We start from the raw sequence: 20,525 nt of genomic DNA, 5'->3' as shown, positions 1-20,525 counted from the left end.
CACGCAAACGTTTACGTACCACCTTTTCGGTTCTGATATAAGGATCAAATATGCTGTCTGATATTGATATTTGTCGCTCTACTCCCCTTAAAAACATCAGTGAGGTTGCCAAGCAAGCTGGCCTGCACCACAACGAACATCAGCCATTAGGGCAATTCAAATCAAAAGTGTCTCTCACATCACTTGAACGCCTCGCCAACCAACAAGATGGTAAATTAGTCGTAGTCACGGCGATCACACCGACACCTCTTGGTGAAGGCAAAACCGTCACTACTATCGGATTGGCACAAGGCCTCGCAAAGATTAACCAATCGGCCATGGCCTGCATTCGCCAGCCTTCAATGGGTCCGATATTTGGCGTAAAAGGCGGTGCTGCGGGTGGTGGTTACTCTCAAGTAGCCCCTATGGAACAATTAAACCTGCATCTGACAGGCGATATTCATGCTGTTACGGCCGCTCACAACCTCGCCTCTGCCGCCATTGACGCACGTTTGTATCATGAGCAGCGTGAAGGGTTAGAAGCCTTTGAAGCGCGCTCAGGCTTAAAAGCACTGGATATCGACCCAAGCAGAATCGTTTGGCGACGTGTACTTGACCACAATGATCGCGCATTACGCATGATCACGGTTGGCAAAAACGAAGCAGATAAAACAATTAACGGCTTTGAACGCGAAGATGGATTTGATATCTCAGCCGCTTCAGAGCTAATGGCCATTCTTGCTCTAGCCAATAACCTTCAAGATTTGAGAAAGCGTATCGGACGAGTGGTACTTGCTTACAACAAACAAGGCTTGCCGCTAATCGCAGATGACTTCAACGTTGCAGGCGCAATGACCGTAACCATGAAGGATTCTATTGAACCAACATTGATGCAAACCCTTGAAGGCGTCCCTACCCTAATTCACGCCGGGCCTTTCGCGAACATCGCACATGGTAACTCTTCAATTATTGCCGATAAGATAGCGTTAAAACTGAGTGACTTTGTTGTGACCGAAGGTGGTTTTGGCTCAGACATGGGTTTTGAGAAAGCATGCAACATAAAAGCGAAAGCGTCGAACAAAAAGCCCGATTGCGCTGTGGTTGTTGCAACATTACGTGGATTAAAGGCCAACTCTGGTTTATACGATTTGAGACCGGGCACTCCATTACCAGATTCAATTTTTAATGATGACCAAGACGCGCTAATTGCAGGCTTTGAGAACCTAAAATGGCACATCAACAACGTTAAGCAATACCAAGTGCCTACAGTTGTTGCGATTAACCGATTCCCACAAGACTCAGCGCAAGAGCTCGATGCTTTGAAGCAGATGATCACCGACTTCGATCCAAGCGTTAGCGTTGAAGTAAGCGAAGCATTTGGTCAAGGTGGCGAAGGGGCAACTCAACTGGCGCACGCTGTAGTAAAAGCTTGCCAAAAACAGAGTGAATTTAAGCCTTTGTATCACTCAGAGCAAAGCCTAGAAGAAAAGCTGATGGCAGTTGCTGAAGTTGGCTATGGCGCGGCAAGTATTTCGCTATCTCCACTGGCTAAAAAACAGCTGGCTGAATTCAAACTTCATGGCTATAGCGACCTATCGGTTTGTTTGGCGAAAACACCACTATCAATCTCGACAGAAGCACACATTAAAGGTGCACCAACCCAATTTGACGTGCCTGTTAGAGAACTAAAATTGTGTGCTGGTGCTGGCTTTATTTACGCGTTGTGCGGCAATCTGATGACCATGCCAGGCTTGCCTGACAAACCGGCATTCATGTCGTTAGATATTGATAGTAATGGAAATATCGTTGGCCTAAGCTAGCTGCCCTTAGTTAGATAATCGGCAATTAATCGCGATTAATTTAGCTTAGGTTTCGGAGCAGTGTTCTATATTGAGTAATCATTTACTAACGAAGTGATTGCTCAACAATCAAGCTTAAATGCAAAAAGTTGCACTTAAATCGTAGTTATATGCGAATCTTGTCTTAACTTCTCGGTCAAGATCACATTAAAAACCTTATAAAATATATAGTATTGCGCTGATTCTTTGAGGACAGCGATGAATACAAGTATAAAAAAACTAGTCAGCCAATTTCTATGTACCATCTTTGCCCTAGGACTAGTCCCTGCCCTCTACATCAATTCTGAACTTGACAGAATTGATGCTCAGCACACTCTAAATATTAAGCAGTCTAGCCAAAATCAAATCGAATACAGCTTTCATGAACTCGCTGTTATTGTTGAGCAAATCTCTAACTCTGTTCCTTCAATCGCCGACTCTCAAACACTACTCCGAGCGATTCGAGAACCTTCTATTATCCATAAAGAAACCCTGCAAGATCTTTGGGTGATGTTAGCTCGTGGCCAAAAATACTATTCCCAGCTTCGTTACCTCGATCTAGCTGGCAACGAAGTGTTTCGCGTTAATTATAAAGACAATCAAGCAATCGTGGTTCCAGATAGTGAACTGCAGAACAAGTCTTCGCGTGATTACTATGAGGTACTACAGCAATTAAAGATTGGTGAGATTAGCTCTCGCGGTATTGATCTTGAAGTCGAAAACGGAGAGATCGTTCGCCCTTTGATTCCAGCGCTACGCATTATGACGCCAGTCGCTGAAAACAACCGCATTATTGGTTACTTCATCGCAAACCTGAACATGCTTGAGATTTATAAGCGCCTTCACTATCAAATTGGTGCATCTTCTGCTGTTCCTATTATTCTCAACAAAACCGGACACATAATCATGGGGCCGGATCCTACGGAATCTTTCGGACATGTAATTGAATCACGTTCAGAGCAGACTTACGCAAAGTTATACCCTGAGCTTTGGACTGCGATTCAAGACAAGACATCTTCGAGCTATTTCGATGGTGAGAACTGGTATTTTCATTCCGACATCAGCCCTAAAATCAAACAGTTTGAAGGCCCTATTTACATGGTTCTTCACATTGAAAATCAGCAGTTCAGCAGTCAATACCGACAAGAAAAACAAGCGATCGTCGTTCAGATCATCACCTTGTCTTTCTTGATTTCGATGATCTCCGCTGGCTTCGTATTGTGGAACAGCAACCACAAGAAGAACAGTATCGAGAGCCAACTTGCTAAGGCCGCAATGAATGGCATGTCTGCCTTGGTGATTACCGACAGAAACAACCGAATCATCAAAGTAAACCAAGAGTTCACCCGTGTGAGTGGCTACGAGTTAGAAGACGTAAAAGGCCGCCAACCGTCCATGTTTGCCTCTGGTCGCTACAACGAAGAGTTCTACATCAAGATGTGGAGCATCATCAAAGAGAAAGGCATGTGGGAAGGCGAAGTGGTTAATCGTCGTAAAGACGGGTCTTTGATCACGGAAATATTGCGAATCCAAACCATTAAAGACTCGAAAGACGTGATTCAGTTTTATGTCGCTTCATTTGTGGATATAAGTAAACACAAAGAGCTAGAAAACAAACTGAGAAACCTGAGTGAAAAAGATGCCTTAGCTGGGTGTTGGAACCGCCGTAAATTCGATCTTGAGCTGCGAGATGAGTGCTCTCGTGTTAATCGTTACCCTACTCGCGAACAGTCTTGTTTAGCGATTTTGGACATAGACCACTTCAAACGCATCAACGACAGATTTGGTCACGATTATGGAGATCGCGTCATTCAAACCGTTGCTCAAGTATTACAACGAGAGTGCCGAGAAACTGATTTTGTGGCTCGTATTGGTGGCGAAGAGTTTGGCGTTATTCTGCCTCATACCACAACAGAAGAAGCTGAATATGTACTTAACAGATTGAGAATCGCAGTCAGTATTGAGCTCGATAACGTGGTGACGGTCAGTGGTGGAATTACCAACCTGACCAACGACCCTGCTCTTAACTACAAGTGCGCCGATTTAGCACTTTATGAAGCCAAAGCAGCAGGTCGAAACAGTGTGTGCCTGTTCCTAGACAGCGAAATGAGCGAAATCGCCTAACAGAAAATCAGTATTGTTCCGCTAGGCTATTAGTTTGGCGGTTTAACAACCCAATCCTTGCAATCAGCTTGGTGCAGGATAGAACTCTAGTTTGTTCCCCTCTACCACTAGAATACAATCCATGTTCGCAGCATGAGCAGCCTGCTTACCTAGGTTCGTATCTTCAAACACAACACACTGCTTTGGCTGCAAACCCATACCAAAACACGCATCTAAGAAAGTATCCGGATTTGGTTTGTGATTCTTAACGTCTGTTGCTGTCACGAGAATATCGAGCTTACTCAAGATCTCTGTCTTATCCAGTAACTGTTCGGCACTTTTACGTTGACTGCCCGTTCCGACTGCAATCTTCTTGTTACCCAGATGCTCTAACAACAGAGAGTGAGTACAAGGGATAACGTCTCCTTTGTCTTCGATAGCCGCAAACGACGCCATTTTAAACGTAGAAACCGCTTGTGGGTCGAGCGATAAACCGTATTTGCTGTTCACCTCACCGGCTATCTTATAACTCGGCATGCCACCTAAGCTATGCAGCCAAGACGCTTCAAAATGAAAGCCAAACTCTTCAGCCGTTCGCTCCCACGACTTTACATGTGCAGGCATTGTATCGATCAACGTACCGTCCATATCAAAGATTAATCCTTCATATGCCGTTAAATCTATTTTCATCACTACTACCACTCTTAAATAAAGTTACTGATACCATAACCAATATTCAGTATCATGGCGCCATATTACCGTTCAAAATGGATGTTTATGTTACAAATATCTAACTCTGTTTCGATTCAAGACTGGGAACTCCAGTTAACAGCGATCAGAGCACAAGGAGCCGGCGGTCAGAACGTCAATAAAGTATCGAGCGCGATACATTTACGTTTTGATATCAAGCACTCTACCCTACCTGACTTCTATAAAGAAAAGCTCCTCGCACACAAAGATAGCCGCATCACCAAAGACGGTGTGATTATCATTAAAGCGCAACAGTATAGAACTCAGGAACAAAACCGAGATGATGCTTTAGTGCGCTTGAAAGAATTGATCTTGGAAGCGACAAAGGTTCAAAAAGTAAGACGAGCAACTAAGCCGACGCGTGGCTCTCAGAAAAGACGTTTAGAAAGCAAAAAACAAAGAAGCACCACCAAACAGCTGCGTGGAAGAGTGAGCTGATGGCTTCATGCCCTCAGAGAACACATTACCCTAGAAGTATCTGTCAATTTGACTAACGAATCGATCTATTACGCTGTTTATTTGAAAGAAAGACTACTGCTTCTTTTTGACCGACAAAATCAGCTTGATCAACAACAGGCGCTCTTCGCTGGTCAGCAGACGACTGACCGCAGCTACATCTTCCGCTGTTACTTGTGATGCGCCAACAATATCAAGCACCACATCCAAATCCGTCACTTTTAAGGTTCTAGTGATTGAACGATACTGAGACATCTTGATGTCCGCCTCTCCGCGTTCAATCCTTTGATAGGTTTTTAAGCTCATTCCTGCACTCGAGGCTAACTTTTCTTGAGACAAGTTGGCTTGTTTCCTACGCTCAATCAGCGCCAATATTATGGGTTCTTGTGACATAAGCTCATCCTCAAAAGACCGTTATGTCCTAAATTCAGCAAGAAGCAGACCATATTGACTTGTGATGGTTTACATAAGCCATCAAAGGCATATTATTCGCTTGATAAAACCGTTACTTTTCATAAACCTTCACACTGATATCAGTTGTGAACGTACAGGCTAGGTAACTTGAGTATTCAAGTGTTGGGAAATAATAAAAATTGCATATTGCGAATAAGAAAGACGTCAAATTGGAAATTGCGAATCGCTATACATTGGCATTTCCTTGCATTAGTCACGCATTAGAATCAGACAATCCCCGCCCAGAAATTATTGCAATACAACATAAGCTACTCACGTACAAAGAGGTGTTGCTGCACGGGAACATGTTGGAAGGTAAGGAATTAAAGCAAGCTTTTTCTGCATTGAACGAAAATGAAAAAGGTGTGGCTCAAGGTGGGATTAAAAGCATCAATGCTGCGATAAAAGAGATGGATGAGATTCTAGAAAGATACAGCCGTAAAGCGGTTATCGAGCTGAGTAACTGTTCTACAAGCAACTAATCAACTGCACACCTGCAAAAGTAAAAAATAAAAAGTCGACGCTATCTTTAAATAAAGCGTCGACTTGTTCAAAACATTGAAGATCTAACGTTTAACTGCTTTTCTAACACCAGCAATCAACATCAGCATCCCTAGCAAACCAAATGAAATACCTCCGCCACTGCTACCAGAGCCAGTTGACGCACTTGTCCCAGCAACAGCAACTCGTTTTGCCTCTGTCGCGGTAAACTGGACAGTTTCCGTGCTATCATTTATCCCTTTAGTTACATCCGTAATCCAATCTTTATAATCATATACCTCTGTAAATACAGATGTTACGCCGATGTCATCACCGCAAGTAGTCGGCCCAAAACTCGTTATACCGACCTGTTCATATGTAGAGCCATTTTTCCAAAACACCGGACCACCAGAATCGCCTTGGCATGTACCCCCGTATAAGCCATTATTCGGTCCGTTACCGTTGAAACAAATTTGTTTATCAGTGACTAACGGACCGAAAACACCTTTACAATTAAGAGTATCAACATATGTCAGGTCAACTTGTTGTAGCAATGTCGTACCATCAACATCAGTCTCGATGTCACCATGGCCAACTGCAACGAAATCATTCGCAGCATTAAGGTATGTATCAAATTGAGGGATAACAGTTTCAGCTGAGGATTGAAGGTTAAGAGAAGCTTCTAACTTTAAAATCGCAATATCATTTCTTAATAGTTGATTGATACTGTTTGAATAATCCGTTCGATAATACACCTCAGATACTCGTACTTTCTGGATGCTACCGTTAGGGAATAGAGAAGTATCTTCTAATTGAGGAACAACTACCGTGAAAAGTTGAGCATTCTCATCACCATAAATACAGTGTGCAGCAGTCAGTACATGATAGTTATCTAAAATTGTCGCACCACAGTAAGGGCCTGTTGAGTAAACACCGTCATAATCAATACGATCAATGAACAAGCTTGCCATCGAAGGAAATTCCGTGACTGAAGCGTCGCTACCATTCACAATATAGGGTGTTACACCCACATCAGGAGTACTTTCGTCCGTGTTTTCCGTTGCCATAACACTTGATGTGTAAATTAATGGCGCTAAAAGCCCTAAAACGGCTTTACGAACCGGACTCATTGTATGGTTTACGTTCATAGTTAACTCCTTGTAACCCCTACTACTTATTTACAAAAATGATGAATCGTCACCATAACACGTCACAATCGTGATTATAGTAAGTATTTGTAACGATATCGCCACATATCTCATTTTATAAACGAATTTTAAGTAACCGTTGTTAGTGGGTAACCTTAAAAGCAATACGTTACCAAAGACATACGCTACCAAAATCAAAAAAGCCTACCGTTAGGCTTCCCAATAAAGAGAAGCAAACAATAGGCTTTCATTTAGCTTAGTGGTTTCTCTTAAAAGAGATTAGCCACGATAGTAACGCTGAGGTACGAATGGCATTTTTTCTACTGTCATTGGTAGCTTCTTGCCACGAACTTCAGCGAATACTTCAGTGCCAATAACCGCTAGGTCAGTACGAACGTAAGCCATAGAAACAGGCTTGCCCGCGTTAGGACCCGCAGTACCACTTGTTACAACGCCAATCTTGTTGTCTTCAGCATCGAACAGCTCAGCGCCTTCACGTACTGGTGCTTTAGTCTGACCAACAAGACCAACACGCTTGCGTTGAACGTCTTTAGTCGCGATTTGCTCAAGGATGATATCAGCGCCAGGGAAACCGCCTGCACGTTCACCGTCAGTACGACGCACTTTTTGGATACCCCATAAAAGGCTAGCTTCTACCGGCGTTGTTGTTGTATCTAGATCGTGACCGTACAGACATAGACCACACTCAAGACGAAGTGAGTCACGAGCACCAAGGCCAATCCACTCTACTTCTGCTTCTGATGTTAGTTTACGAGCAAGTGCTTCAGCGTGATCGTTCGGTACTGAGATTTCGTAGCCATCTTCACCGGTATAACCACTGCGGCTTACGATGCACTCTACGCCGTCGATATCGACTTTTTGAACATCCATGAACAGCATGTCTGCAACGCTTGGTTGGAAACGAGCCAGAACTTCAGACGCTTTCGGACCTTGAAGTGCTAATAGAGCGCGGTCATCAATCACTTCCATTTTTACGTCTGCAGGAAGGTGAGCCGTTAGGTGGTCGATATCTTGTGTTTTACACGCCGCGTTCACAACAACAAATAGGTGATCGCCAAGGTTAGCAACCATAAGATCATCCATGATGCCGCCCTGTTCATTAGTAAAGAAGGCGTAGCGCTGCTTACCAGAAGGCAGGTCGATAATATCTACTGGAACCAGAGATTCTAAAACAGCGGCTGCATTTTCACCGTGTAGACGCAGTTGCCCCATGTGAGAAACATCAAAAAGACCAGCAGCGTCACGAGTGTGTAAGTGCTCTTTCTTTACACCTAGTGGATACTGAACTGGCATGTCGTAGCCAGCAAAAGGAACCATTTTTGCGCCGACTTCAACGTGAAGTGCATGCAGAGGTGTTTTTAGTAGGTCTTGATTAGCGTGTTCTTGAGTCATTTTATTCTCCATGAAGCGTTGCAGGCTTTCCAAATCGAATCTGCCGCTTATATCTCTATTTAGAGTCGCCTCTAACGATATGGGTTAACGTTAGAAACAGTAGATAGTAAAAAGTGATGTCTTCTATATAGGCTTTTATTACTAGCGATATAAAAAGAGGCTTCTGTATAAAAGCTATACGACTCACTTTCTAAGAATTCACTTCAGTAAACTTCAATCAACATGAGTAAACCGTGTTCACTATAGTAAACAAGCCTGAGTCAGTTTTACACCCTTAACAAGATTAAAACAGCTCAAAATGTGATATTTAACAATTTAAAAACAACTTTCGGTCGCATACAAAAACGCGATATTGATGCTTTTCACACCAACATCGCGTCTTTTGGCAAACGTTAGAAACAAAAGCAAACGTTTGCATTCACTATAAGAAATTCTAACTTTGTTAACTTATTTTGCAGTCACCCACAAAATCAGTGCATCTTCTGTACTAGTAGAAATCAACATATGCCCCATGTTGGCGTCGTAATACATGCTGTCACCTTCGCTCATGGGTACCGGCTCATAGAATTCTGAGTAGAACATCACATCACCAGAGATCACCATCAAGAACTCCTCACCATCGTGGCGAACCCAATCGTTATACTCTTCAAAGGTGCGTGCTCTCACTCGGCTCTTGAACGGCATCATCTTCTTATTCGAAAGTTCTGTCGCGAGCAGTTCATGCTCGTAAGTCGGAGTTGGGTGAGGTTTGCCCTGACCTGCTTTAGTTAAGTCACGACGTCCTGTGGCAACCTTTTTTCTTGGTGGCTCAAAGAGTTGCGGCATATCAATTTGCAAACCCATAGCCAATTTCTGCATCGCTTGGAACGTCGGTGAGATTTGTTCGTTCTCGATTTTACTCAGCGTAGAGCGCGCCAAACCAGTACGTTGGCTCGCCTCTTCTAACGTAATGCCCAGCTTGCTGCGGATATCTTTAATACGCTGGCCGAGCCTAAGTGGTTCGATATTCTGATCTAACGTCTCTTTCGCCAACGTTAAAGATGGGTACTCATCATAAATGTCTTCTGACATAGGTCCCTCATTCATTTCTTACTTCCTGTCTATTGATTTCATTGTTGCATGAAGCGCTTTGTTGATTAAAGAGCACACAGGGAAATAAAGCGTGCTCCCTGTAGCAAAACGAGAAAATCTGTTTCCTATTGGAAATTTTTGTTGAAAATTGATTTTATCGGAGCTATGTTATCGACTTGTTAGATGAAGAGATGCTACTTCAGCTTGCAGCAAGTGATAGATTTAACATTTGTAAGAGCTGTTTTTTACCCGAAATTTTTGGGAACCAATTCGTGCTGCATTGACCCTACAACGATCGCTTTGACGCTATGGTCGTATAAATAAGAAGCAACGCACTATTTATACACCTATATAACGCAAACGATACCGATGCAGAAATCAACGTAAGACCTAATGGACTATAAAAACAATCACCATTAGCTTAATGAAAGGTCTCGACAATGAACGCTTATCAAAACCATAGCTTAGACAGTTTTTTCTCTACGAACCTATCTGCGACTGACGACGCAGTATTTGCTGGAATCCAAGCAGAGAACACTCGTCAAAACGAACAAATCGAACTTATTGCTTCTGAGAACATCGTTTCTAAAGCAGTAATGCAAGCTCAAGGCACTTGCCTTACCAACAAATACGCAGAAGGCTACCCAGGTCGTCGTTACTACGGTGGTTGTGAGCACGTAGATACAGTAGAAGCTATTGCGATTGAACGTGCTAAACAGCTATTCAAGTGTGAATACGCGAACGTACAACCTCACTCAGGTGCTCAAGCGAACGGCGCAGTTAAACTTGCCCTACTTCAACCTGGCGACACTATCCTAGGTATGTCTCTTGACGCTGGTGGTCACCTTACGCACGGTGCACGCCCTGCGCTTTCAGGCAAATGGTTCAACGCAGTTCAATACGGCGTAGACCGCGACACTCTTGAAATCGATTACGAAGCGGTACGCGCTCTCGCTATCGAATGCCAACCTAAAATGATTATTGCAGGTGGTAGTGCTATCCCACGCGTTATCGACTTCGCTAAATTCCGCGAAATCGCTGACGAAGTTGGCGCTATCCTTATGGTAGATATGGCACACATCGCGGGTCTTATCGCGACAGGTGCTCACCCTAGCCCACTACCACACGCACACGTTGTTACAACAACAACGCACAAAACACTTCGTGGCCCACGCGGCGGTATGATTCTGACGAACCACGAAGACATCAATAAAAAGATCAACTCTGCAGTATTCCCAGGCCTACAAGGCGGCCCACTAATGCACGTAATTGCGGCTAAAGCTGTCGCATTTGGCGAAGCACTTGGCCCAGAATTTAATACTTATATTAATTCAGTGATCGATAACGCAAAAGTTCTTGCTGAAGTGTTGCAAACTCGCGGTTGTGACATTGTGACTGGCGGAACTGACACGCACCTAATGCTGGTTGACCTTCGTCCTAAGGGCTTGAAAGGTAACGTAACTGAAGAAGCATTAGAGCGTGCTGGGATCACATGTAACAAAAATGGCATACCATTCGACTCAGAGAAGCCTATGATTACTTCGGGTATTCGTTTAGGTACGCCAGCTGGAACCAGTCGTGGTTTTGGCACTGAAGAATTCAAACTTATCGGTGAATGGATCGGTGATGTTCTTGATGGCTTAGTTGAAAGCCCTGAAGGCAACGCTGAAGTTGAGCAACGTGTTCGCAAGCAAGTTAAAGAGCTTTGCAAACGCTTCCCTCTTTACCGTTAATCCGTTTTTAAGATTTAAATTAAAACCTCATAAATTTTTGGAGAATAAGCAATGGACAATACACTTAAGTTTGCAGACAGCCACGAGTGGGTAAAAGACAACGGTGACGGTACTGTAACTATCGGTATTTCTGAGCACGCTCAAGAAATGCTAGGTGACGTTGTGTTTGTTGACCTGCCTGACACTGGAGACGAAATTGAAGCTGGCGAAAGCTTCTCTCTCGTTGAGTCAGTGAAAGCAGCTTCTGATATCTACGCACCAATCTCTGGCGAAATCGTAGAAATCAACGAAGAATTAGAAGATAGCCCAGAGTTAATTAACGAAGAATCTTATGAAGGTGGCTGGATTGTTAAAGTGAAGATGTCTGATGCGTCTGAACTAAACAACCTTAAAGATGCGGAAGAATACCTAAGCTCTATCGAAGAAGACTAATAGGTAACCTCATTACGATAAAGCTGCTCTTTTGAGCAGCTTAATTTTAGGGGCTAGCTCACGGCTCCAGAGAGAAAGTAGAACATATCATGACTGAATTACTTCAAAGCCAATTACTAAAAGACTTGGGTACGCAAAACGAGTTTGTTGCTCGTCATAACGGCCCAAATAAAGCAGACCAGCAAAAAATGCTTGAAGCGATCAACGCGACTAGCCTAGACGCACTGATCGACGAAACGGTTCCTGCACAAATCCGTCTTGAAAAACCAATGACACTTGCTGCGCCAATGAGCGAAATGGACATGCTGACCTCTCTTAAAGAGATCGCTAACCTAAACCAAGTGAAACGTACTTTCATTGGCCAAGGCTACTACAACACATTCACTCCAAACGTTATTCTACGTAACGTTTTAGAGAACCCAGGCTGGTACACAGCTTACACACCATACCAACCAGAGATTTCTCAAGGTCGTCTTGAAGCTCTACTGAATTACCAACAAATGGTAATGGACTTAACAGGCATGGAAATCGCGAACGCGTCTCTTCTTGATGAAGCGACAGCGGCTGGCGAAGCAATGACACTGTGTAAGCGTGCTGGTAAAAGCAAGAGCAAAGTATTCTTCGTTGCTGACGATGTTCACCCTCAAACACTAGAAGTTGTTAAAACTCGTGCTGAGTACATCGGTTTTGAAGTAATGGTTGGCGCTCTTGAAACACTTCCAGAGCAAGACGTATTTGGTGCGTTAGTTCAATACCCTGGCACAACAGGTGAAGTTCGCGACCTAACAGACATCATTGCAAAAGCTCAAGCTAACAAAACATTAGTAACAGTTGCAACTGACCTACTTGCCTCTGCTCTACTTAAACCTGCTGGCGAAATGGGCGCAGACGTTGTTATCGGTTCAGCGCAACGTTTCGGTGTTCCTATGGGTTACGGCGGTCCACACGCTGCATTCATGGGTACTCGTGAAAAGCATAAGCGTACAATGCCAGGTCGTGTAATCGGTGTATCTATCGATACTCACGGTAACCAAGCGCTACGTATGGCAATGCAAACTCGTGAGCAACACATCCGCCGCGAGAAAGCGACATCGAACATCTGTACAGCTCAAGCACTTCTAGCAAACATGGCGTCTTTCTACGCGGTTTACCACGGTGCAGAAGGCCTACGTACTATTGCTCGTCGTACACACCATATGACTGCTATCCTAGCGGCTGGCCTGACTAAAGCGGGTTACGAGCTAACGAACAACAGCTTCTTTGATACCATCACGATCAACTCTGAAGAGAAAACAGATGCACTGTACGCGAAAGCGCAAGCAGCAGACATCAACCTTCGCCTTCTTAAAGGTAAGATCGGTATCAGCTTAGATGAAACAACAACGATCGACGACGTGAATGCCCTATTCGCTATCTTCGACGTGAAAGAAGACGTTCAAGCACTATCTTCTGACATTGCATCAAACGAGTTTGCAGCAATTCCAGAAAACTGCCGTCGTGAATCAAAGTTCCTAACTCACCCAGTATTCAACACGCACCACAGCGAAACGCAAATGATGCGTTACCTAAAACAGCTTGAGAACAAAGACTTCTCACTAACGCACGGCATGATCCCACTGGGCAGCTGTACGATGAAGCTGAACGCTGCTGCTGAGATGATTCCAGTAACATGGCCTGAGTTTGGTTCAATTCACCCATTCGCACCTCTAGAGCAAGCGGCGGGTTACACAGCACTAGCAAAAGATCTTAAAGAGAAGCTATGTGAAATCACCGGTTACGACGATTTCTCACTACAGCCTAACTCTGGAGCATCTGGCGAATACGCAGGTCTAATCGCGATTCAACGCTACCACGCAAGCCGCGGTGAAGGTCACCGTAACGTTTGTCTGATTCCAAGCTCGGCGCACGGTACTAACCCTGCAACAGCATCAATGGTTTCAATGAAGGTAGTGGTTGTTAAGTGTGATGAAGATGGCAACATCGACATGACAGACCTAGCAGCGAAAATCGAGAAGCACAAAGACAACCTATCAAGCATCATGATCACTTACCCTTCTACGCACGGCGTATACGAAGAGCAAGTGAAAGAAGTGTGTGAACAAGTACACGCAGCGGGCGGTCAGGTTTACCTAGACGGCGCGAACATGAACGCTCAAGTAGGTTTAACTTCGCCTGGCTTCATTGGTTCAGACGTATCCCACTTGAACCTACACAAAACATTCTGTATCCCACACGGTGGCGGCGGTCCGGGTATGGGTCCAATCGGTGTTAAATCGCACCTAGCACCTTTCCTACCAGGTCACATCGAAAACGGTGTACAAGGTTCAGACTACGCGGTTTCAGCTGCAGATCTAGGTAGTGCTTCAATCCTACCTATCTCTTGGGCTTACATCGCTATGATGGGCGAACCTGGCCTAACAGACGCAACGAAAGTAGCGATTCTGAACGCGAACTACGTGATGGAAAAACTACGTCCTCACTACCCTGTTCTTTACCGTGGCACTAACGGCCGCGTAGCGCACGAATGTATTATCGATATTCGTCCACTTAAAGAAGACACAGGCATCAGCGAAGAAGATATTGCTAAGCGTCTAATGGACTTCGGTTTCCATGCGCCGACTATGTCTTTCCCTGTAGCTGGCACACTAATGGTTGAGCCAACTGAGTCTGAAGATTTAGAAGAGCTAGACCGTTTCTGTGAAGCGATGATCGCAATCCGTCACGAAATGGCAGCAGTGAAAGCGGGTGAATGGCCACTAGACAACAACCCTCTAGTGAACGCACCGCATACACAAGTTGACCTTTCAGGCGCAGAATGGGATCGCCCTTACTCTCGTGAACTGGCTTGCTTCCCATCGAAAGCAACCAAGAACTCGAAGTACTGGCCAACAGTTAACCGTGTAGACAACGTATACGGCGACCGTAACCTAATTTGTTCTTGCCCAAGCATCGACAACTACGAAGACTAATTTTGTAGATTTTAGATAAACAAAAGCGAACCACTTGGTTCGCTTTTTTGTTTTTGGAGAATCAATCATTTCAAGCTGAGAGGTAAAGATCGCGCCAGCTAACCAACAATCCACATATAGACTTTCTATTATCGTTGTTGAATATCTAAGTTTTGGTTCTATTTGTAACGCCAGTAATAAACTTATCTACTTCCGCATAGAACTTGGCCGGATCGTTTTGCACCCAGTGGTTTGCGCCCTCAAATGAAACGTTGTCTAACGTACTAATAAACTCTTTCGCACGCTCACAACCCTCTAGGCTGTCAGCACCCCAAAAATATACTTTAGGTATGGATAAGTTTTCGAAAATTTGTCCCCAGCCAACCACGCCACGGATATCTTGAGTCGCATGTTGTCCGTAGATTTCACTGGCGGTTTGACCAAGAACCTCTGGCTCACATCTTCTAACTGACGAAAGATACTTAACACCTGCTCCGTGTCCCCAAGCCATGGGAAAACGTTTTGAGAAACCTTCTCCTTTCACCCAGTTCGCAAACTCGTCAGTGCTTAGTTCAGAATATGTATCTGCAATAATCTGGGATAGGATGATGCTTTCTTCGTGCAGTCCGCCTTCAGCATTAATGAAACCACGCACGATGCCTCTCGTGTCGTATTCACAAATCAACGTCGATGTATCGCCTCCCCAAGAGTGCCCAAGTAGAAAGCAACCATGGATGCTCAATAAGTCGAGTGCTTTCAATATTCGATTTGCTTGAGTTTCTGTTGAGTGGGATATATTCGAAGCAGGAGAATAGCCATAACCACACAGGTCGAACATGACTAAGTTGTAATTCGGGAGCCAGTCAAACACATCGGCAAAACATAAATGCGACTCACCCAACCCATGAATCAACACCAGTGTTTCCTGAGACTCTTTGATATCAGTCGACAAGCAATAAAGCTGATCACCATCGATCTCTAACCACTTTTCTATCAACACATTATCCTCACACTTCTAATCGCAGACTTTGGATTTATCTTAACGAATCCAACACGATAAGAAAGGTTAATTTGGTTAAGTTTTATAAACTTATTGACCTTACTGTAAGGGGAAGGTTTAAGGTCAACTCACGAGCTCAATATAACTAGGAAACGATTATGGGATGTTGCAATAAAGCGCCAAAAGGTGGAGCCCCTCTTGGCTTACTTTTAAAAGTCACGCTTGGAATTGGGTTATTTGTGTTTCTGCTGGCATTGTGGCAATAGGAGAGTTATCCAGCACTAGATTTGAAGCTAAGACGTGGCGGTATATATCAGAGCAACTTGAACTCAATAAATCCAATGCTTGACCCTATACGGTAAGGTGTTTATATTGTCGCCCGCCCAACGGGGCACATCCTAAAATGCACACCGGCCATCCTGCCATCATTCGTGTATTTATATTGGTGTTGTGAACTTCCATGCTAACGAAACTTCGTCCTTTTACTCGTGAATCGGGTGCGCTTATGCACCTTTCGGTTCCAATCATTTTGACTCAAATAGCTACCCAAGCGATGGGATTTGTCGATACGACAATGGCTGGCCAAGTAAGCCCTGCCGATCTCGCCGCTATTGCTCTCGGCACTAGCCTTTGGATCCCTGTATTGCTGCTACTACGTGGTGTGATTATGGCGTTAACGCCTGTAGTCGCTTACCACCGTGGCGCTCGCGACTTTCAGAGTATCTCTGTCGAGTTCTTCCAAATGGTATGGCTTGCATTAATTGCTAGCGTACTACTCATCGCTTACCTCGTAAGTGCCAAACCGATCTTGGAATGGATTGGGGTTGCCGCTGAAATCATCCCTATCGGCAGTGACTATGCGTTTGCCCTCGCCTTCGGTGTGCCGGGTATTGCCCTGTTCTACACCTTGAACGGCTTCTGTGAAGGTATGAACAACACCAAAGTGCCGATGATCATTTCGGTAATTGGTTTGCTGATTAACATTCCGGTCAACTACGTGCTTATCTACGGTAAATTTGGGTTCCCTGAAATGGGCGCTGTGGGTTGTGGTTGGGCGACAAGCTTGGTTTATTGGTTAATGTCAGGAATGCTGTATTCCTACATTAAAGGTCATCACCATTACAAGACCATCATCAACTTTTCAGATGCGAAGCCAAAAGCAAAAGAGATGCTTCACCTTCTAAGATTAGGTTTACCTATCGGGATGAACATTGCAGTGTGTGGCAGCATCTTTGCGGTAATCGCACTGATGATTGGTCGTATTGGCGCTGAGAACGTAGCAGCCGCACAAATTGCACTCAACATTTCGAGCCTGACTTACGTGATTCCGATGAGTATCTCTTTTGGTATTACGATTCGTGTTGGGCACGCTTTGGGTGAAAAAGATGAACTTGGCGCGATTGAGCGTAGTAAAGTCGGTATCTTAGTTGCAGCGTTAATCTCGTTGCTGTCGGTAGCAATGTTCCTACTGTTCCCTGAATTAATCATTAGGCTTTACACGACAGACCCAGTAATCAGCGCAACGGCAGCAGTGTTATTGACCTTTACTGCGATGTACCAGTTCAGCGATGCATTGCAAACGTCTGCTAACGGCGCACTTCGTGGCTATAAAGATACTAAGATCCCGATGATCTTAGCTATCGCTTCATACTGGGGCTTGGCACTACCACTTGGCATGGTGTTGGGCTTAACAGACCACATTGTTCCAGCAATGGGTGAAGAAGGCTTTTGGATTGGTATTCTAACGGGATTAAGCGTATCAGCTGCATTGATGTTGCTTCGCTTGCGATACGTAATTAAGAAGCGTAACTTGCCACCAGCAAGTGCTCCATTGGCAAACTAAGATAGACCTATAAGCTAATACAAAAAAGCGCGTTATTGCCATTTGGTAATAACGCGCTTTTTTATTGAATTCGAATAAGCTTTAATCTAAATAGAATCGTTTAGCTGCTCTGGTTAACATTCGTCGTTCACTACACGAACGGTACATTCACAGCCGCCCTCAGGACATTCGCTCCCATTCGTTCGACCAAAAGAATCATAGATAACATAACAACCCGAAGGTAAGGCATCATCAGTTATGTTATTGCTGTCAAGGTCAGCTTCACTAAATGAATGAGTGTACCCAACGACAGTGTGTCGATTTCCAACAGCCGATGTTAAATTGTCATCTTCAGATAGCGTCAGAAAATCAATCATATCAAGTTCGTCACCTTCATCCCCCTCACTTTCAGGACATAGCGTTCCCCAGTCGACCTCAACTCGGCCGATACCGAAATCGATCACATAGTTACTTTGGTCATCTGGGTTTTCTGCACTAGGGTTAAGCCCAGCAATAATGGCCTTAGAGGTTACTTGTGTGATCACCCCTTCCATCGCACCCGCAACACCTTCAAGTACCGCTTCTCTCGCTGATTCCTGAATACCAAGGAATCTTGGAGCAGCCGTTACCGCTAGTACTCCGAGTATCACGATCACGATGATTAATTCCATTAAAGTAAATCCGTTTTTCTTCATGACATCCGCATCTTTTGATAACTTAAATATTCGATAACCCAATGAATTACCTATAACTATACACCTCAAATAGGACTCATAACACTCCACGGCTATCGGTTTTTATAACGCTGGTATGTGGTATTTGTTCCCTTTAGAGGCATCAAAGATAACTGGAAGCGTTGTCACATAAGGTGTCAGCGGGTTTAAATTCGAACAAATACGTGGGGAAACTGAAAGTATCGATGGAAGAAGGTTTAATTGATTTATTTGAACTGAGGCACGCTGCGTATAACCAAAGTTAGACCATTTTTTGACTCGCACTTTGTGTCTCTCTACTTAAGAAAGCAAGAAATGAAATAGAACCCATAAAAAACGCGCTACTACCACGGGTAATAGCGCGTATCTATCAATCGTTGTACGACTATCGCAACATTAGTTCACTGCTTTCACGTAAGGAAGCACTCGGAATCCATCGCGTACTTTTTGGCTTGGAATGTAATGGCGGAAAGCTAAGTTAAACACACCAGAATCGTTCTCTGTTTTGATGTTGTTTACTGCATCATCACCACAACCAAAGCTTACTGTGTAAGTGCCGTCTGCATTTTTCTCAGCCGTGTTTGAGCTAACGTTCGCCACTTCACCAAACATGAAACCTTGCTTGTTGTAGACCGTTACCGACCAAAACGCTTGGTTTTTAGGGTCATCAAAGGTCGCCTGATGACAAGTGTCTGCTAGGAAGTTACCTGAGACTTCGTAAATATTGTCATCTAACTGCGCGCCACCCCAACCGATAGCCGCACCCACTGCGTACTTCTCTTCGGTAAACATCTCTTTTGAAGCATCTTCAGGGCTGGTAAACATACCAAATGTCGCTTGAGCGCCATCTCGCTTAAGTATTGTTGGCATTTCCATCTTAAGGCTCGTCTCTACCTCTTCAAAAGATTTCTCATCCACTTGCATAGCAGTAAACTCGCCATCCGCTTTTGCATCAATGCTCATTTTATCTTGGATTTCATGAACTTCATTTTTCGAGAATGTCGCGTCGGTACGAACAATGACGTAAACGTGATCACCGCTATGAGTAGAAAGATCAAACGTACCTGAACCGTATTGCATTGGCTGAATGCGGTGATCTTCAGTAATCACTTCCATCGACATGTACTTGCCTTCAGGGATCTCAGGTAACGTGACGGTCGCCCCCTTTGATACATTAATTACTGCCATTGAGTAGTAGGTGTCTCGGTTCATTCGAACCACATCCTGTTCATCTGTTGGCGTTAGCTCGCGTTACGTTCCTCTCTTTGATTAAAACACTTAACGACACTAATAAGTTTAGATCCAGCCGAGAAAGCTGTTGTTCGATAGTCATCATAAGACATGCATTCGAGTAATATCACTCGTTAAATAATTGCACCATTGTGACTAACAAACAAGTCTCTGTTTAAACGATGGCATTTATATCCAACTAAAAAGGCGAACCCATCGGTTCGCCTTTTTGTTTAAAGATTCGTATTTATCGATTGATCGCCAAATATGAGCCAGCAGCAATCATTATTCCACCAGCACTTTGGTTTAACCTTTTATGTGCGCGTGGCGTTTTTAACAAACCTGCCATTCTGCCCGCGCCCACAGCGATAAGTATTAAGCCTGACATCAGAGCAACAGATGCTAAAGCAGAAACTAATACGATATCTTGTGAGCGCAGAACAGTCAGATCAATAAAAGTCGGCAAGAACGAAATATAAAACAGAATCACTTTAGGGTTCGATGCTGAAATCAAAAAGCCTTGCGCGAAACTCGCGAGTTCAGATTTCTGACTCTGTTTGGCCGCAAGTTCCGCAGAGCCTTGCACTTCAGGCAGGCTCTTAAACATCTTGTAGCCCAAGTAAATCAAATAAGCTGCACCAACATAGCGAATCACCTCAAACGCAATCGACCAATTCTCGGCAATCGTTGCTAGACCGAAACAGGCAAGCGCAAGGTAAATAAGATCACTGCATATCATACCTAACGAAAGCGTGACGCACTTTCGCCATCCTTGAACCATAGCACGAGCTAAAATGGCAAAGACGCCAGGCCCCGGAGTAATACCAAATACAAACATGGCAATAAAGAATGTAATCGCACTTTCTAATGACATTGGACTGTCCTTTTCTATAACCCAACATAATTGATCATGAACGTATCATGGAGCTTCGATTCTGGTAAAGAACGTTTTTTAC

General features: G+C 44.2%; 16 protein-coding genes and 1 pseudogene. 8 read left to right on the top strand and 9 right to left on the bottom strand.

The window, feature by feature from the left end; all coding sequences use genetic code 11:
• The first annotated feature begins 50 nt into the window (after positions 1-50).
• Together AB4517_RS12580 and AB4517_RS12575 are read left to right on the top strand one after the other, a co-directional pair.
• Positions 51-1,799, top strand: coding sequence for a formate--tetrahydrofolate ligase (locus AB4517_RS12580; RefSeq protein WP_102319707.1), 1,749 nt, complete (start codon positions 51-53; stop codon positions 1,797-1,799).
• Positions 1,800-2,036: 237 nt separating this feature from the next.
• Positions 2,037-3,941, top strand: a complete 1,905-nt coding sequence (locus AB4517_RS12575) for a diguanylate cyclase (protein WP_065584255.1) — start codon at positions 2,037-2,039, stop codon at positions 3,939-3,941.
• A gap of 63 nt (positions 3,942-4,004) precedes the next feature.
• Here AB4517_RS12575 and AB4517_RS12570 read toward each other — a convergent pair whose 3' ends face one another.
• A complete protein-coding gene (locus tag AB4517_RS12570; RefSeq protein ID WP_372148437.1) occupies positions 4,005-4,610 on the bottom strand; it encodes a beta-phosphoglucomutase family hydrolase in 606 nt (201 codons plus the stop codon).
• An 87-nt stretch (positions 4,611-4,697) separates the two neighbouring features.
• Here AB4517_RS12570 and arfB point away from each other — a divergent pair, with 87 nt between their 5' ends.
• On the top strand, positions 4,698-5,108 hold the full coding sequence (gene arfB, locus AB4517_RS12565; RefSeq protein ID WP_017059842.1) for an alternative ribosome rescue aminoacyl-tRNA hydrolase ArfB: 411 nt from the start codon (positions 4,698-4,700) through the stop codon (positions 5,106-5,108).
• 93 nt (positions 5,109-5,201) lie between these two features.
• On the opposite strand, the gene AB4517_RS12560 is transcribed toward arfB, so the two are convergent.
• Positions 5,202-5,519, bottom strand: a complete 318-nt coding sequence (locus tag AB4517_RS12560; protein ID WP_017059843.1) for a helix-turn-helix transcriptional regulator — start codon at positions 5,517-5,519, stop codon at positions 5,202-5,204.
• Between the two features lie 200 nt (positions 5,520-5,719).
• On the opposite strand from AB4517_RS12560, the gene AB4517_RS12555 reads away from it, so the two are divergent.
• The gene (locus AB4517_RS12555; RefSeq protein WP_372148436.1) at positions 5,720-6,061 is read left to right on the top strand and encodes a hypothetical protein; all 342 of its coding nucleotides are present in this window, start codon (positions 5,720-5,722) and stop codon (positions 6,059-6,061) included.
• An 84-nt stretch (positions 6,062-6,145) separates the two neighbouring features.
• Here the strand turns inward: AB4517_RS12555 and AB4517_RS12550 are convergent, their stop codons facing one another.
• The 3 genes from AB4517_RS12550 to AB4517_RS12540 form a co-directional block, all read right to left on the bottom strand.
• A complete protein-coding gene (locus AB4517_RS12550; protein ID WP_372148435.1) occupies positions 6,146-7,207 on the bottom strand; it encodes a trypsin-like serine protease in 1,062 nt (353 codons plus the stop codon).
• 279 nt (positions 7,208-7,486) lie between these two features.
• Positions 7,487-8,620 carry a glycine cleavage system aminomethyltransferase GcvT gene (gcvT, locus tag AB4517_RS12545; protein ID WP_017059846.1) on the bottom strand — a complete coding sequence of 378 codons (1,134 nt, stop codon included), beginning with the start codon at positions 8,618-8,620 and terminating at the stop codon, positions 7,487-7,489.
• Between the two features lie 447 nt (positions 8,621-9,067).
• Positions 9,068-9,691, bottom strand: coding sequence for a helix-turn-helix domain-containing protein (locus tag AB4517_RS12540; RefSeq protein WP_017059847.1), 624 nt, complete (start codon positions 9,689-9,691; stop codon positions 9,068-9,070).
• A gap of 440 nt (positions 9,692-10,131) precedes the next feature.
• On the opposite strand from AB4517_RS12540, the gene AB4517_RS12535 reads away from it, so the two are divergent.
• From AB4517_RS12535 to gcvP, 3 genes are all read left to right on the top strand, one after another.
• Positions 10,132-11,424 (top strand): serine hydroxymethyltransferase, encoded by a 1,293-nt coding sequence (locus tag AB4517_RS12535; protein WP_008216961.1) that lies wholly within the window; start codon positions 10,132-10,134, stop codon positions 11,422-11,424.
• Between the two features lie 51 nt (positions 11,425-11,475).
• Entirely contained in the window at positions 11,476-11,856 is a 381-nt protein-coding gene (gene gcvH / locus AB4517_RS12530; protein WP_004730871.1) for a glycine cleavage system protein GcvH, read from the top strand.
• Positions 11,857-11,945: 89 nt separating this feature from the next.
• The gene (gene gcvP / locus AB4517_RS12525; RefSeq protein ID WP_372148434.1) at positions 11,946-14,825 is read left to right on the top strand and encodes an aminomethyl-transferring glycine dehydrogenase; all 2,880 of its coding nucleotides are present in this window, start codon (positions 11,946-11,948) and stop codon (positions 14,823-14,825) included.
• Between the two features lie 145 nt (positions 14,826-14,970).
• Here the strand turns inward: gcvP and AB4517_RS12520 are convergent, their stop codons facing one another.
• On the bottom strand, positions 14,971-15,804 hold the full coding sequence (locus AB4517_RS12520) for an alpha/beta fold hydrolase (RefSeq protein ID WP_017071757.1): 834 nt from the start codon (positions 15,802-15,804) through the stop codon (positions 14,971-14,973).
• A 460-nt stretch (positions 15,805-16,264) separates the two neighbouring features.
• On the opposite strand from AB4517_RS12520, the gene AB4517_RS12515 reads away from it, so the two are divergent.
• Positions 16,265-17,647: an MATE family efflux transporter gene (locus AB4517_RS12515; protein ID WP_372148433.1), complete on the top strand. Its 1,383-nt coding sequence runs from the start codon at positions 16,265-16,267 to the stop codon at positions 17,645-17,647.
• Between the two features lie 113 nt (positions 17,648-17,760).
• On the opposite strand, the gene AB4517_RS12510 is transcribed toward AB4517_RS12515, so the two are convergent.
• The 3 genes and pseudogenes from AB4517_RS12510 to AB4517_RS12500 form a co-directional block, all read right to left on the bottom strand.
• Positions 17,761-18,321: a type II secretion system protein gene (locus AB4517_RS12510; RefSeq protein WP_102320435.1), complete on the bottom strand. Its 561-nt coding sequence runs from the start codon at positions 18,319-18,321 to the stop codon at positions 17,761-17,763.
• Positions 18,322-18,735: 414 nt separating this feature from the next.
• A pseudogene (locus tag AB4517_RS12505) lies at positions 18,736-19,590 on the bottom strand (DUF1214 domain-containing protein); the annotation flags it as partial.
• A gap of 226 nt (positions 19,591-19,816) precedes the next feature.
• Positions 19,817-20,443 (bottom strand): LysE family translocator, encoded by a 627-nt coding sequence (locus tag AB4517_RS12500; RefSeq protein WP_017064660.1) that lies wholly within the window; start codon positions 20,441-20,443, stop codon positions 19,817-19,819.
• Between the last annotated feature and the right edge of the window lie 82 nt (positions 20,444-20,525).

Source organism: Vibrio sp. 10N.222.52.C3, from assembly GCF_041474195.1.
Classification (GTDB): domain Bacteria; phylum Pseudomonadota; class Gammaproteobacteria; order Enterobacterales; family Vibrionaceae; genus Vibrio; species Vibrio crassostreae_C.
This window is presented reverse-complemented; position numbering and strand designations above follow the sequence as displayed.

What these genes read in the sequence shown, in the direction of transcription:
- AB4517_RS12580 (WP_102319707.1), top strand. Translation starts at nt 51, where the DNA reads ATGCTGTCTGATATTGATATTTGTCGCTCTACTCCCCTTAAAAACATC.
- AB4517_RS12575 (WP_065584255.1), top strand. Translation starts at nt 2,037, where the DNA reads ATGAATACAAGTATAAAAAAACTAGTCAGCCAATTTCTATGTACCATC.
- AB4517_RS12570 (WP_372148437.1), bottom strand. Translation starts at nt 4,610, where the DNA reads ATGAAAATAGATTTAACGGCATATGAAGGATTAATCTTTGATATGGAC.
- arfB (WP_017059842.1), top strand. Translation starts at nt 4,698, where the DNA reads ATGTTACAAATATCTAACTCTGTTTCGATTCAAGACTGGGAACTCCAG.
- AB4517_RS12560 (WP_017059843.1), bottom strand. Translation starts at nt 5,519, where the DNA reads ATGTCACAAGAACCCATAATATTGGCGCTGATTGAGCGTAGGAAACAA.
- AB4517_RS12550 (WP_372148435.1), bottom strand. Translation starts at nt 7,207, where the DNA reads ATGAACGTAAACCATACAATGAGTCCGGTTCGTAAAGCCGTTTTAGGG.
- gcvT (WP_017059846.1), bottom strand. Translation starts at nt 8,620, where the DNA reads ATGACTCAAGAACACGCTAATCAAGACCTACTAAAAACACCTCTGCAT.
- AB4517_RS12540 (WP_017059847.1), bottom strand. Translation starts at nt 9,691, where the DNA reads ATGTCAGAAGACATTTATGATGAGTACCCATCTTTAACGTTGGCGAAA.
- AB4517_RS12535 (WP_008216961.1), top strand. Translation starts at nt 10,132, where the DNA reads ATGAACGCTTATCAAAACCATAGCTTAGACAGTTTTTTCTCTACGAAC.
- gcvH (WP_004730871.1), top strand. Translation starts at nt 11,476, where the DNA reads ATGGACAATACACTTAAGTTTGCAGACAGCCACGAGTGGGTAAAAGAC.
- gcvP (WP_372148434.1), top strand. Translation starts at nt 11,946, where the DNA reads ATGACTGAATTACTTCAAAGCCAATTACTAAAAGACTTGGGTACGCAA.
- AB4517_RS12515 (WP_372148433.1), top strand. Translation starts at nt 16,265, where the DNA reads ATGCTAACGAAACTTCGTCCTTTTACTCGTGAATCGGGTGCGCTTATG.
- AB4517_RS12510 (WP_102320435.1), bottom strand. Translation starts at nt 18,321, where the DNA reads ATGAAGAAAAACGGATTTACTTTAATGGAATTAATCATCGTGATCGTG.
- AB4517_RS12500 (WP_017064660.1), bottom strand. Translation starts at nt 20,443, where the DNA reads ATGTCATTAGAAAGTGCGATTACATTCTTTATTGCCATGTTTGTATTT.